This is a genomic window from Erwinia sp. MMLR14_017 (assembly GCF_033657285.1).
Taxonomy (GTDB): Bacteria; Pseudomonadota; Gammaproteobacteria; order Enterobacterales; family Enterobacteriaceae; genus Erwinia.
Genome location: NZ_JAWVWP010000004.1, coordinates 387,205 through 401,130 on the forward strand (window position 1 = coordinate 387,205; position 13,926 = coordinate 401,130).

A 13,926-nucleotide genomic window follows, 5' to 3' on the forward strand; every position below is an offset into this window, starting at 1 on the left:
GATTCTACTCGCTTAAGACTTCGTCACCATTAACGATAGTCTGGATTATTTTATAGCCACGGGTGAATAGCGTCAGGTTTGCCACTTTACCCGCTTCGACAGAACCTAACTTTTTCTCTACACCCATAGCCCGCGCGGGGTAAAGCGTTGCCATGCGAAGCGATTCATCCAGTGAGATACCAACATGTTCAACACTGTTTGCCACAGCTTCAATCATAGTCAGTGCCGAACCACTGAGCGTACCCTTCTCATCAACGCAGAGCCCATCGCGATAGTATATTGTTTTTCCTGCGAAAATGAACTGGTCAATCTGGGCGCCCGCAGGGGCGGTGGCATCCGTTACCAGAATCAGCTTTTCACCTTTAATGCGTTTGGCATTGCGGATGTTAGCGTAGTGAACATGTAAGCCGTCAGCAATGATGCCGCAGTAAACTTCTGGCGAATCAAACAGCGCACCAATCAGGCCAGGCTCACGTCCGGTGATAGTCGGCATCGCATTGTATAAATGCGTAGCAAAGCTTACGCCAGCCGCAATACCCCGGCGGGCTTCATCATGGGTGGCATGAGAATGGCCGGCAGAAATGATAATGCCCGCATCGCTCAACTGACGAATCACAGCGGCATCCACCTGCTCAGGAGCAAGGGTGATTTTTGCAATGACATCCGCATTCTCGCAGAGAAAATCAACCAGCGCCTGATCCGGGGTACGAATTAAGGCCGGATTATGGGTACCAGGCTTACGGGGGCTTAACCACGGGCCTTCAAGGTGCAGCCCTAAGGCGGTATTGGCATTTTGCGCCAGATAAGCGCGCATCACCTCTACGGCGCGGTGCATCATCTCATCGGTGCTGGTGATAAGCGTCGGCAGGAAGCTGGTACAGCCCGATTTCTCATTGGCGTGCTGCATGGTATTCAGCGTCTCTACGCTCAGCGCCGCAATATCGTCGTTGAACTGCACACCGCCGCAGCCGTTAAGCTGTAGGTCAATGAATCCGGGAGCAATGAGTGCGCCACCCACGTCACGTGTAGTGACGCCGGCAGGAAGATCGCTCAGGGCGCAGACGCGCTCAATCAGGCCGTCAGCAATGACCACAGCATGATTATCAAGAACTTCGTGGCCGGTGTAGATGCGGCCGTGGGTTAAAGCGTACATAAATTTCTCCCGGCTGTTACCGATATGGCTTACAGATTTTTCATGTTTTCCGCTTCCATCTCGCGGAAATATTTAACAGTTTTGACCTTCAGTTCCATGGTGGCGGGTTCGTCACAGACCACGACGGATTTGGCATGAAGCTGCAGACAGCTGATGGTCCACATATGATTCACATTGCCTTCTACGGCGGCCTGTAAAGCCTGTGCTTTCACATGACCCGTCACCAGAATCATCACCTCTTCAGCATCAAGCAGAGTGCCCACACCGACGGTCAGCGCATATTTCGGCACCTGATCCACATCGCCATCAAAGAAGCGGGAATTTGCCACGCGGGTATCATGAGTCAGGGTTTTAATGCGGGTACGGGAAGCCAGCGAAGAAGCGGGTTCGTTAAAGGCGATATGCCCATCGTTGCCTACGCCTCCCATAAACAGATGAATTTTGCCGTAAGAGCGAATCTTCTCTTCATACTGGCGACATTCTGCGTCAATATCCGGGGCGTTGCCATTCAGAAGATTGATATTTTCAGTTTGAATATCAACGTGATTGAAAAAATTACGGTACATAAAACTGTGGTAACTTTCCGGATGCTCTTTTGGCAGCCCGACATATTCGTCCATGTTAAAAGTGACCACATGTTTGAAGCTAACCTGGCCTGCTTTATGCATATCGATAAGGTGCTTGTAAGCTTCCAGTGGCGTGCCACCGGTGGGCAAGCCAAGAACAAAGGGACGATCGGCGGTAGGGTTAAAGGCGTTAATGCGGTTGACGATATGGCGGGCGGCCCATTTTCCGACTTGGGTCGGCGTAGCCAGGGGAATCAGTCTCATGTATCACCTCATATAAGCAAAGTTAAAAAGGAGTTCCACGGTCTCTGTGGCGTTAATTTACTAAAGCGTAACGCGTCAGGACCGCTATCCGCGAGGGATAAATCCGTGTTGATAATTCGGATCATAAAATAAGTTTGCGTTGATAGCCAGCAGCAGGCGAACAATAGTCGCTATTTTGGTGATAAAAGTCACAAACAGGAGGGTTTTAATTTGCGAAGCGAATTAATTTCTTTTTACACTCCGTGCGTGGTTTTACTGTCATTCGAAACCAACCAGTCGTGATAAAAACAGAAAACGACTACTGGCGCCATAACGGGTCTCATAGGGGGAAAGGTAATGTTAAGTTATTTACAAAAAGTAGGTAGGGCGCTGATGGTGCCGGTAGCAACGCTGCCCGCCGCCGCCATTTTGATGGGGATCGGTTATTGGCTGGACCCTGATGCATGGGGCGCCGGTAATGCATTGGCCGCCCTGTTTATTAAGTCCGGCTCGGCAATTATCGAAAATATGTCGGTGCTTTTCGCCATTGGTGTGGCCTACGGCATGTCAAAAGACAAAGACGGCGCAGCAGCGCTGACCGGCTTTGTGGGCTTCCTGGTGGTAACCACGCTCTGTTCGCCAGCCGCGGTCTCGATGATTCAGAAAATTCCCGTCGACCAGGTGCCGGCTGCCTTCGGGAAGATCAACAATCAGTTTGTGGGCATTCTGGTGGGGATAATCTCAGCCGAAGTCTATAACCGCTTCAGTCATGTTGAGCTGCCTAAAGCGCTCTCCTTCTTCAGTGGTCGTCGCCTGGTGCCTATCCTGGTTTCGTTCCTGATGATCCTGATTGCCTTTATTCTGATGTACATCTGGCCTCTGATTTTCGGCGGACTGGTGAGCTTTGGTGAAAGTATTCAGAAGCTGGGATCTGCGGGCGCTGGTGTTTACGCCTTCTTTAACCGCTTACTGATCCCTGTGGGTCTGCATCACGCGCTGAATTCCGTGTTCTGGTTTGACGTCGCGGGTATCAACGATATTCCTAATTTCCTGGGCGGCGCAGAGTCTATCCAGAACGGTAAGGGTATTGTGGGTATCACCGGCCGTTACCAGGCTGGCTTCTTTCCGATTATGATGTTTGGTCTGCCGGGTGCGGCGCTGGCTATCTTCCACTGCGCGCGTCCGGAAAACCGCGCTAAAGTGGGCGGTATTATGTTGGCTGCTGCTTTTGCTTCCTTCTTTACCGGGATCACTGAACCGCTTGAGTTCTCCTTTATGTTCGTGGCTCCAGTGCTGTATGTGATCCATGCTGCTTTAACCGGCGTCTCGGTCTTTATTGCCGCAAGCATGCACTGGATTGCCGGATTTGGCTTTAGCGCCGGGCTGGTGGATATGGTGCTGTCAACGCGAAATCCGCTGGCAACTCACTGGTATATGTTGATCCCGCAGGGTGTTGTGTTCTTTGCTATCTATTACGTGGTGTTCCGTTTTACCATCAAAAAATTCAACCTGATGACGCCGGGCCGCGAGCTGTCGGTGGACGGGGATGAATCTGATGGCTACGACGTTAACGTTGATCACTCCGGAAACAAAGAAACGGAAACCGAATCGCTGGCCCGTCGTTATATTGGCGCTATTGGCGGTTCAGAGAACCTGACCCACATTGATGCCTGTATTACGCGTCTCCGTCTTAACGTAAAAGACAGCAGCGCGGTCAACGAATCTGTAGCCAAACGACTGGGCGCATCAGGCGTGATCCGTCTGAACAAGCAGAGCGTACAGATTATTGTCGGCACCCGCGCTGAGACCATTGCTTCAGCCATGAAAACGGTGTTGAGCAAAGGCGCTGTCGCTGCGGCAAGTACCTCTGCTGCGCCGGTCGCACCCGTTGCGCCTCAGGCGGTGCCTGCTGTGGCTAAAGGGATTATTGCGACGCTGGTTGCGCCAGTAAGTGGTGAAGTGGTGGCGCTGGAGCAGGTTCCGGATGAAGCTTTTGCCAGTAAAGCAGTAGGTGATGGCCTGGCGATCAAACCTTCGAGCAGTACGGTGGTCTCTCCTGCGGCGGGAACCGTGGTGAAAATCTTCAACACTAATCACGCTTTCTGTCTGGAAACAGAGAAAGGCGTTGAAGTGGTGGTGCACATGGGACTGGATACCGTGGCGCTGGGCGGTAAAGGCTTCACCCGTCTTGTGGAAGAGGGGACAAAGGTTACTGTCGGACAACCGGTTCTGGAAATGGATCTGGCCTTCCTGAATGCTAACGCCCGCTCAATGATCAGCCCTGTTGTGGTCAGCAACATTGAAGATTATACCGGCATCACGCTGGTAGCAGGTGAAACGGTTGTTGCTGGCGAAAGCCGACTGTATGAAATTAACGGCTAACCTCTGATTGCGTTACAATGACAGGGTGGGAAGCAATTCCCACCCTTTTTTTATCGTATTCCCCCAACAAACGGTTGTTTCCCTTCCCGGCTTTGTGGATCATACTCCGTTATTTCACGTACTAATTTGATAGCATTACTGAGGAAATTAAGATGAGTGAGGCAGAAGCCCGCCCAACTAACTTTATTCGTCAGATCATCGACGAAGATCTGGCGACCGGCAAGCATGACAGCGTGCATACCCGCTTCCCGCCGGAACCAAATGGTTATCTGCACATTGGCCACGCCAAATCTATCTGCCTCAACTTTGGTATTGCACAAGACTATCAGGGGCAGTGCAACCTGCGTTTTGATGACACTAACCCGGTCAAAGAAGATCTGGAATATGTAGAGTCTATCAAGCATGACGTGCAGTGGCTGGGCTTTGAGTGGACGGGCAACGTTCGTTACTCCTCTGATTATTTCGATCAGCTACATCACTATGCGGTTGAGCTGATCAACAAGGGCCTGGCCTATGTTGACGAGCTGAGTCCTGAGCAGATCCGTGAATATCGCGGCACCCTTACAGCGCCGGGCAAAAACAGTCCTTTCCGCGACCGTTCAGTAGAAGAGAACCTGGCGCTGTTTGAAAAAATGCGCAGCGGTGGCTTTGCTGAAGGCACCGCCTGCCTGCGTGCAAAGATCGATATGGCCTCCAGCTTTATCGTCATGCGCGATCCGGTTCTCTACCGCATCAAGTTTGCTGAGCATCATCAGACCGGCAACAAGTGGTGCATCTATCCGATGTATGATTTTACCCACTGCATTTCCGATGCGCTGGAAGGGATCACCCACTCACTCTGTACCCTGGAGTTCCAGGATAACCGCCGTCTGTATGACTGGGTGCTTGATAACATCACCATTCCAACCCATCCGCGTCAGTACGAATTTTCCCGTCTGAATCTTGAATACGCCATTATGTCCAAGCGTAAGCTGAACCTGCTGGTAACAGAGAAGGTTGTAGAGGGGTGGGACGATCCACGTATGCTGACCGTTTCCGGCCTGCGTCGTCGCGGTTACACAGCCGGTTCCATTCGCGAGTTCTGCCGCCGTATTGGCGTGACCAAACAGGATAACATCGTGGAAATGGCCTCTCTGGAGTCCTGTATTCGTGACGATCTGAACGAGAACGCCCCGCGCGCGATGGCGGTGATGGATCCGGTGAAGCTGGTGATTGAAAATCTGCCCGCTAATCATGAAGAGATCATCACCATGCCTAATCATCCGAACAAGCCGGAGATGGGGACGCGTGAAGTGCCGTTCAGCCGTGAAATTTATATCGATCGTGCTGACTTCCGCGAGGAAGCGAATAAGCAGTACAAGCGTCTGGTGCTGGGTAAAGAAGTGCGTCTGCGTAACGCCTACGTGATCAAAGCGGAACGCGTGGCGAAGGATGAAGAGGGTAATATTACCTGCCTGTTCTGCACCTGCGATACAGAGACGTTGAGTAAAGATCCGGCCGATGGCCGTAAAGTGAAAGGGGTCATTCACTGGGTCTCTGCTGTTCATGCCTTACCGGCAGAGTTTCGCCTCTATGACCGTCTGTTCAGCGTGCCAAATCCGGGTGCGGCAGAAGATTTCCTGACAACTATCAACCCTGAATCGCTGGTTATTCGTCAGGGCTTTGTGGAGCCAGGATTGCAGCAGGCAGCAGCCAGCAGCCCGTATCAGTTTGAGCGCGAAGGTTACTTCTGTGCTGACAGCCGATACTCATCTGCTGCTAACCTGGTGTTTAACCGCACGGTTGGCCTGCGTGACACCTGGACGAAAGCGGGAGAGTAGCGCTTCCGGTTTTCTGAAATCGACGCAGCCTCAGGGCTGCGTTTTTTTTGCGCTTTATCAGGGGTTTAACACTCTTTATTAGCAGTCGGTGTAATAAATCAGGGGGAATCAGCGAAAGCTGGCGCCAGTCAACAGCCGGGAAATCCATGATGCGGACGAAATTTTCCGCTGGCAAAGGCTTTAGTCGTGCAAAATCGCTCTGACTGATCCAGCCTTTTCACAAGGGCAGTTTTACTGTTTCAGGCAAAAAAAAACCGGTGAAAATCACCGGTTTTTTCAGGAATGCAGATTATTTGTCGTGCAGCGTTTCGTCTTCGCGGCAGTCGCCAGTAGAACAGTGACCATAAAGGTACAAACTGTGGTTACTGAGCTTAATACCGTGGCGCGTGGCGATATCACGCTGGCGGGACTCGATCGATTCATCTCTGAATTCGATCACTTTGCCACAGTCCAGGCAGATAAGGTGGTCGTGGTGATGTTGCTGAGTCAGTTCGAAAACGGATTTGCCACCCTCGAAATTGTGACGGGTAACGATCCCCGCGTCATCAAACTGGTTCAGAACGCGGTAAACCGTCGCCAGACCAATCTCTTCGCCCATATCAATCAGGCGCTTGTACAAATCTTCCGCACTGACGTGATGGCCTTCAGGTTCCTGAAGCACTTCCAGAATTTTCAGTCGCGGAAGCGTGACTTTCAGGCCGGCCTTCTTTAATGCGGTGTTATTGTCAGTCATGCGGATATTGTCCTGTTACTTTGCTTGTCACTGTGCGGCTGAAAAGCCCTGAACATCGGTCGACGCAAAACGCCTCATTATAGTACTCACGCTTCGAAATGAACACCTCGGGCGTTGCGAATCTGTAAAGGGAGGTAATGAAGATGTCTTTACGTCCGGAAAGCAGGCACTGGGTTTACATTTCGCTTTGCCATGTTTTTAATAAACACGCAGTAAGCGGGGTGACCGATGGCGATATTCTACAGTTTTGCAGATGAAAGTTACGAAATTGTGCCTATTACTTCTATAGGAAAAATTACAGGCCTGATGTGAGTTAACTCCCACATCAGGCCGTTCTCCTTAAGCTTCCAGAATTTCCTGCAGCTGGAGCTCATCGTAAATCTGTTTTACCCATTTTTCAGTGCGTTCGCGGGTCAGTTCCGGCTGACGATCTTCATCAATAGCCAGGCCCAGGAAATGCGTATCATCAGCAAGCCCTTTAGACGCTTCAAAATGATAACCTTCAGTTGGCCAGTGACCCACGATAACGGCGCCTTTCGGTTCAATGATATCGCGAATGGTGCCCATCGCATCGCAGAAATACTCTGCGTAATCTTCCTGATCGCCACAGCCAAAAAGCGCAACCAGTTTGCCATTGAAATCGATCTCTTCCAGGGTAGGGAAGAAGTCATCCCAGTCGCACTGGGCTTCGCCGTAGTACCAGGTTGGGATACCCAGCAGCAAGATATCAAAGGCTTCAAGGTCTTCTTTGCTGCTTTTAGCGATATCATGAACCTCAGCCACCTCGTTACCGAGCTGCTTTTGGATCATTTTTGCAATATTTTCCGTATTGCCCGTATCGCTGCCAAAGAAAATGCCTACGAGTGCCATGCGCTTAATAACCTCTTGAAACTAAATTTTAGGGTAACGACTTTACTGCAGTTAATGGCAATGATAGCAGACAGCACAGGGGGGATAAATGAGTAATCCGCCAGCTTTTGTCGCTTTGTGCTTCATCAGCAAGAGGTTGAAGAGCCGGATTTACCCCTTTTTCAACGCTTCTGGCTGGCTAACATCGCCATCACCATCTCTTCTATCAGTTCGCCGCGGCTGATATTTCGCTGCTCGGCAAGCTGGTTCAGGGCATCCACGGCGTCGCTGTTCATTTTCAGCTCCACACGCTTTAACCCGCGCACTTTATCCCGCTTGAGCTGATTGCGTTTATTGATACGCAGTTGCTCATCACGCGTCAGCGGATTTGTTTTTGGTCGCCCCGGACGACGGTCATCTGCGAACAGATCGATCGTGGTGCGGTCCGTGTTTTCTTTTGCCATAGAATCGTGATACTGAAAGGCTGGAGTTCTGATGGTTCAGGCCTGATGACGGCTGAAATTCGTGCTGCGACAAAATTTAAGCGCGCCATCATACCCCAGTAAAAGTCATGACGACAATGATTTAGGCTCAACGGGATAGATTTGTTTTCACCGCGCAAGAAAACGACGGATTGCGCGTAAAACGGCATCAGGTTTCTCAGCATGCACCCAGTGACCAGCGCCGGCAACAACATGCGCCCGCGCGTCAGGAAATTGCGCCAGCAGTGCTTCACGATGCGCATCAGCCAGGTAGGGGGAAAGCTCACCCCGAATAAACAACGCCGGATGTGACCATGGCGGCAGCGGCTGCCAGCCAATAATCCGATCGTAGTTCTTCCAGAGAACCGGAAGGTTGAACCGCCACTCTCCCTGATGGAAAGATTTTAGCAGAAACTGAATAACGCCTTCTTCTATTGTCTCTCGCATAAGCGCGGCAGCATCTGAACGGGAGGTGAGGTTGGCGGCGGTGACGGCCATGAGTGCGGCAAAAATGGCGTCATGATGCCGGTCAGGATAGGCTACGGGCGCCATATCAATCACCACCAGCTTTTCAACCCGCTCAGGCGCGAGCGCAGTCAGCAGCATCGCCACCTTGCCGCCCATTGAATGGCCGATAACGATAAAGCGATCGATCCCTTCGGCATCCAGGGTTTCCAGCACATCCTCTGCCATAGCCTGATAAGTCATTTCGCTGTCTCGCCCCGATAAGCCGTGGTTACGTAAATCAAGCTGAACCAGCGGATGCTCATCCCTTAGCGCTCTTGCCAATACTGCAAGATTATCAAGACTGCCAAACAGACCATGGATCAACACCACCGGCGATGCTGACCGGGCGGATTGTTCAGATTGCAAGCGGATATTCAATTTCATAACAAAGTTCTTACTGTTGAAACCAAGGGTTAGGGTATCATAGATTTACTTTTTCCTGCCGTGACGGCCAGATGCCGCCCGCCAGAGTTTTTGCGGCATATTCTGACTTTTACCGCTATCAGGGGCTGGCGCTACTCCCCGGCAGGATTTAACTTTATAATCCTCGTGTTAGAGCTGGATGGTCATGCAGGGCTTTTTTCATACCGTGCAAACCGGCTCTTATCAGCAATAATTGTACTGGATCAAGATGAAAACTATTGAAGTCGACGAAGAGCTCTACCGTTATATCGCCAGCCACACTCAGCATATTGGTGAAAGCGCCTCTGACATTTTGCGCCGTATGCTTAAATTTACTGCCGGTCAGAGTGCTCCTGCAGCACCCGTAGCGCCTGCCGCTGTGGAGGGGACGAAAGAGACCGCGTCAGTGAAAGCGGATTCTCGCCCACAGGATCGCGTTCGCGCTGTGCGTGAGCTGCTGCTGTCTGATGAATATGCAGAACAGAAGAAAGCGGTTAACCGGTTTATGCTGATTCTGTCGACTTTATATAATCTGGATCCCAAAGCATTTGCCGCCGCAACCGAGTCTTTACTTGGCCGGACGCGCGTCTACTTTGCAGGCAATCAACAAACGCTGGTACAGAATGGCACCCATACCAAGCCGCAACATATTCCCGGCACGCCGTATTGGGTGATAACCAACACCAACACAGATCGCAAACGGAGCATGATTGAACATATCATGCAGTCAATGCAGTTCCCTGCGGAACTCGCTGACAAGGTTTGCGGTACCCTCTAACTGATTAAGAAGCGTCAGGGAGAATCGCCAATGGCCAATCACCCCCGTGCCGGGCAACCAGCCCAGCAGAGTGATTTGATTAACGTTGCACAATTAACGTCACAATATTATGTCCTGCAGCCCGATCTGGGTAATGCAGAGCATGCGGTGAAATTCGGCACATCTGGCCATCGCGGCAGTGCAGGGCGTCAGAGCTTCAACGAGACGCACATTCTGGCCATTGCTCAGGCAATTGCTGAAGAGCGCAAAAAGAACGGCATCACCGGTCCTTGCTACGTAGGCAAAGATACCCACGCGCTCTCTGAGCCAGCCATTATTTCCGTACTGGAAGTGCTGGCCGCTAACGGCGTGGATGTCATCGTACAGTTGGACAACGGCTATACGCCGACCCCTGCGATTTCAAACGCTATTCTTGAGCACAACAAAGCGGGTGGCGCGCAGGCCGACGGGATTGTCATCACCCCTTCACATAATCCCCCGGAAGATGGTGGTATCAAATACAATCCGCCAAACGGTGGACCGGCCGATACCAACGTCACGAAAGTGGTGGAAGACCGTGCTAATGCGTTGATTCAGGATGGCCTGAAAGGTGTTAAGCGCATCGCGCTGGACAAAGCCTGGGAAAGTGGCCATCTGCAGGAAAAGGATTTGATCCAGCCCTACATTGAAGGCCTGGCACAGATTGTTGATATTCCTGCCATTCAGAAAGCAGGTCTGAAAATCGGTGTGGATCCGCTGGGCGGCTCCGGTATTGCCTACTGGCAACGTATCGCTGAGTTTTATAACCTGGATTTGACTATCGTTAATGATTCGGTGGATCAGACGTTCCGCTTTATGCATCTCGATAAAGATGGCGTGATCCGCATGGATTGCTCATCAGAAAGCGCGATGGCTGGCCTGCTGGCCTTGCGTGATAAATTCGATCTCGCTTTCGCTAACGACCCGGATTATGACCGCCACGGTATTGTTACCCCGGCGGGTCTGATGAATCCAAACCATTATCTTGCCGTGGCTATCAACTACCTGTTCCAGAACCGGCCACAGTGGGGCAAAGAGGTTGCTGTCGGTAAAACGCTGGTATCCAGTGCGATGATTGACCGCGTGGTAAATGACATCGGCCGCAAGCTGGTTGAAGTGCCGGTTGGCTTCAAATGGTTTGTAGATGGCTTGTTTGACGGCAGCTTCGGTTTCGGTGGCGAGGAGAGTGCGGGTGCATCCTTCCTGCGCTTTGACGGAACGCCGTGGTCTACCGATAAAGATGGCATCATCATGTGCCTGCTGGCAGCGGAAATCACTGCGGTGACGGGCAAAAACCCACAGCAGCACTATGACGAGCTGGCGGAGCGCTTTGGCGCACCAAGCTATAACCGTTTGCAGGCTTCTGCGACTTCGGCACAAAAAGCAGCGCTCTCTAAGCTTTCACCAGAGATGGTAAGCGCTGATACGCTGGCGGGCGATCCGATCACGGCACGTCTGACTGCTGCACCAGGTAATGGCGCATCGATCGGCGGATTAAAAGTGATGACGGAGAACGGCTGGTTCGCTGCCCGTCCTTCGGGTACTGAAGATGCCTACAAAATTTACTGTGAAAGCTTCCTCGGTGCTGAACACCGTGAGCAGATTGAGAAAGAAGCAGTAGAAATTGTCAGCGAAGTGCTGAAAAACGCATAATCGTTGTAATGCTTATCAAGGCGCTGATTCAGCGCCTTTTTTTATGCTTTCACGCCAGCTTAAGGCATAAACCGGTAGCCTACGCCCGTTTCGGTAATTAAATGACGGGGTTGTGCCGGTTTTTCTTCCAGCTTTTGCCGTAAATGGCCCATATAGATGCGCAGGTAGTGGCTGTGCTCAACCGCATTTGGTCCCCACACCTGATTCAGCAGCTGGCGCTGGGTCATGACTTTACCGGCATGATTAAGCAGGCTCACCAGTAAACGGAACTCAATTGGCGTCAGATGTAAATCCGTTCCGCCCCGCGTGACGCGTCTGCCCGCAATATCTACCCTGACATCACCAAATGTGATCTCTTTTGAGGTGGCAGAACTGGAGGTGTCGCGGTTCCGTAGCGCCACGCGGACTCTGGCCATCAGCTCCCCGATACCAAAGGGTTTAGTGAGGAAATCATCTGCGCCTGCATCCAGCGCGGCAATTTTATCCTGCTCGTCGTTGCGGGCTGAAAGTACAATAACCGGCATGGTACTCCACTGGCGTACCTCGCGGATAAACTCGCTTCCATCGCCGTCCGGTAAACCCAAATCCAGGATCACAAGATCGGGTTTGCGTGTGGCGGCCTCAATCAGTCCCCGTTGCAGGGTATCAGCGTCAAACACGCGCAGCGATTCTCCCTCCAGCGCAATACGCAGAAAGCGGCGGATCTCTTTTTCATCTTCAACGATCAACACAGTGGTCACGGCTATCTTTTCATCCTGTTGAACTGTCAGCCCGATGATTCAGACACAGGATTCAATTTACCAAATATGCAGCGTATTGGCTGCAAACCTTCTTGCCGTCGTTTCCGGAATGGCTGTGTGAACGGCAGGATGGCTGGTTGATTAATTGTTAACTTTACGGCTTCATTTAACTTTTTTGTAACTTAATTACGCTATAAAGGGCAGGCTGCACTTTTTTTCGCCAGATTAGTGGTCGGATGAGTAGTAAAATTACACAGTAAGCGCTATTATTTTGCTCAGATTACCTTAATGATTATTTCGCTTTCTGGAGGACGTATGCATCTTTACCAGCATTACTCGTTAACCCGAATCGTCCTGCGTCGTGCAGGCGTTATTGTGGTGGGCCTGCTTGCCTTACCTTTTATGCTGTTTCGCCGGGATCGTGCCCGCTTTTACAGCTATCTGCACCGCATCTGGCTTAAAACCAGCAGTCAGCCTGTCTGGCTGGCGCAGTCGGAAGCCGCCGGTTGTGATTTCTACTAAAAAGTCCCGCTAACGCGGGATTTTTTTTGCCAGAGATCGATCTTTCCTCAGAGACATCGCGCTTATTGGTGAACTTTCAGCTACACTTAAACCTCTACAAGAAGTTGGAGGTTGTACAACTATGAGCGAGAAAATCCCCGTCGGCATCAGCGCCTGTTTACTGGGCGATACTGTCCGTTTTGATGGCGGCCATAAACGTTGTGCTTTTGCCGCAGAAGATCTCGCCCCGTTCATCCGCTATGAACCTGCCTGCCCTGAAATGGCTATCGGTTTACCGACACCTCGTCCGGCACTGCGCCTGACAGAGAGGGAAGAGGGAACACCGGCGCTTTGCTTCAGTAATGGTAAAGGGGAACCGCTCACAGAGGAGATGCAGAGCTGGTCGGAAAAGCGCATTGCAACGCTCCACCATCTTTGTGGTTATATCGTTTGTGCCAAATCCCCAAGCTGCGGGATGGAGCGCGTGCGGGTATACCAGCCGGACAATAACAATAATCGCAAAGAGGGCGTGGGCATATTTACCCGAGAGCTGATGGCGCAGATGCCGTGGCTGCCCGTGGAAGAAGATGGTCGCCTGCACGACCCCGTTTTGCGCGAAAACTTTGTCGAGCGGGTCTATACGCTGCATGAATTTAACGAAATATGGCGCAGTGGACTCACGCGCGGAAAGCTGATGGCTTTCCACAGCCGTTACAAACTCTCGCTGCTGGCGCACTCCCAGCCGGAATATCGTGAAATTGGGCGCTTTGTTGCAGCCATGGCCGACTGGGCCTCGCTGGAGGAGTATGCCTTTGAATACCGCCAGCGCCTGATGGATCTGCTTAAAAATCAGGCTACCCGTGGCAACCACACCAATGTGCTGATGCATGTACAAGGCTACTTCCGTCCGCAGCTGAGTGCCAAACAGCGGCAGGAGCTGGCCTCGCTGATTGAGCATTACCGTCAGGGCCTGCAGCCGCTGCTGGCGCCTCTTACTCTGTTGAAGCACTACATGGCCGAGTTTCCCGATCCCTATCTGGCGCAGCAGCGTTATTTTGAACCCTATCCCGAAGCGCTGCGCCTGCGTTACGGACATTAG

The 13,926-nt window shown here is 51.7% G+C and carries 13 protein-coding genes; 6 read left to right on the plus strand and 7 right to left on the minus strand.

Annotation, left to right across the window (positions count from 1 at the left end; translation table 11 throughout):
- Positions 1 to 4: 4 nt before the first annotated feature.
- Together nagA and nagB are read right to left on the minus strand one after the other, a co-directional pair.
- A complete protein-coding gene (nagA, locus tag SD961_RS09510; protein ID WP_318790122.1) occupies positions 5 to 1,153 on the minus strand; it encodes an N-acetylglucosamine-6-phosphate deacetylase in 1,149 nt (382 codons plus the stop codon).
- Between the two features lie 29 nt (positions 1,154 to 1,182).
- Entirely contained in the window at positions 1,183 to 1,983 is an 801-nt protein-coding gene (gene nagB, locus SD961_RS09515) for a glucosamine-6-phosphate deaminase (protein ID WP_318790123.1), read from the minus strand.
- A gap of 336 nt (positions 1,984 to 2,319) precedes the next feature.
- Between nagB and nagE the strand changes: the two genes are divergently transcribed.
- The gene (nagE, locus tag SD961_RS09520) at positions 2,320 to 4,344 is read left to right on the plus strand and encodes an N-acetylglucosamine-specific PTS transporter subunit IIBC (RefSeq protein WP_318790124.1); all 2,025 of its coding nucleotides are present in this window, start codon (positions 2,320 to 2,322) and stop codon (positions 4,342 to 4,344) included.
- Between the two features lie 152 nt (positions 4,345 to 4,496).
- Positions 4,497 to 6,164: a glutamine--tRNA ligase gene (gene glnS, locus SD961_RS09525; RefSeq protein WP_318790125.1), complete on the plus strand. Its 1,668-nt coding sequence runs from the start codon at positions 4,497 to 4,499 to the stop codon at positions 6,162 to 6,164.
- A gap of 289 nt (positions 6,165 to 6,453) precedes the next feature.
- Here glnS and fur read toward each other — a convergent pair whose 3' ends face one another.
- The 4 genes from fur to ybfF all read right to left on the minus strand — a co-directional run bounded on the left by fur (position 6,454) and on the right by ybfF (position 9,119).
- Positions 6,454 to 6,897 carry a ferric iron uptake transcriptional regulator gene (fur, locus tag SD961_RS09530; RefSeq protein WP_318790126.1) on the minus strand — a complete coding sequence of 148 codons (444 nt, stop codon included), beginning with the start codon at positions 6,895 to 6,897 and terminating at the stop codon, positions 6,454 to 6,456.
- A gap of 339 nt (positions 6,898 to 7,236) precedes the next feature.
- Complete coding sequence (gene fldA, locus SD961_RS09535; RefSeq protein WP_318790127.1) at positions 7,237 to 7,767, minus strand: flavodoxin FldA; 531 nt, start codon at positions 7,765 to 7,767, stop codon at positions 7,237 to 7,239.
- Positions 7,768 to 7,928: 161 nt separating this feature from the next.
- Positions 7,929 to 8,210, minus strand: coding sequence for a LexA regulated protein (ybfE, locus tag SD961_RS09540; RefSeq protein WP_306206974.1), 282 nt, complete (start codon positions 8,208 to 8,210; stop codon positions 7,929 to 7,931).
- 147 nt (positions 8,211 to 8,357) lie between these two features.
- Positions 8,358 to 9,119 (minus strand): esterase, encoded by a 762-nt coding sequence (gene ybfF / locus SD961_RS09545; protein ID WP_318790128.1) that lies wholly within the window; start codon positions 9,117 to 9,119, stop codon positions 8,358 to 8,360.
- Between the two features lie 247 nt (positions 9,120 to 9,366).
- Here ybfF and seqA point away from each other — a divergent pair, with 247 nt between their 5' ends.
- Together seqA and pgm are read left to right on the plus strand one after the other, a co-directional pair.
- Positions 9,367 to 9,915, plus strand: a complete 549-nt coding sequence (gene seqA, locus SD961_RS09550; protein ID WP_318790129.1) for a replication initiation negative regulator SeqA — start codon at positions 9,367 to 9,369, stop codon at positions 9,913 to 9,915.
- Between the two features lie 30 nt (positions 9,916 to 9,945).
- Positions 9,946 to 11,586, plus strand: coding sequence for a phosphoglucomutase (alpha-D-glucose-1,6-bisphosphate-dependent) (gene pgm, locus SD961_RS09555; protein ID WP_318790130.1), 1,641 nt, complete (start codon positions 9,946 to 9,948; stop codon positions 11,584 to 11,586).
- 59 nt (positions 11,587 to 11,645) lie between these two features.
- Here pgm and kdpE read toward each other — a convergent pair whose 3' ends face one another.
- Positions 11,646 to 12,326, minus strand: coding sequence for a two-component system response regulator KdpE (gene kdpE, locus SD961_RS09560; protein WP_318790131.1), 681 nt, complete (start codon positions 12,324 to 12,326; stop codon positions 11,646 to 11,648).
- Positions 12,327 to 12,641: 315 nt separating this feature from the next.
- On the opposite strand from kdpE, the gene SD961_RS09565 reads away from it, so the two are divergent.
- Both SD961_RS09565 and SD961_RS09570 read left to right on the plus strand, forming a co-directional pair.
- A complete protein-coding gene (locus tag SD961_RS09565) occupies positions 12,642 to 12,848 on the plus strand; it encodes a YbfA family protein (RefSeq protein ID WP_318790132.1) in 207 nt (68 codons plus the stop codon).
- A 121-nt stretch (positions 12,849 to 12,969) separates the two neighbouring features.
- Complete coding sequence (locus SD961_RS09570) at positions 12,970 to 13,926, plus strand: 2-thiouracil desulfurase family protein (protein WP_318790133.1); 957 nt, start codon at positions 12,970 to 12,972, stop codon at positions 13,924 to 13,926.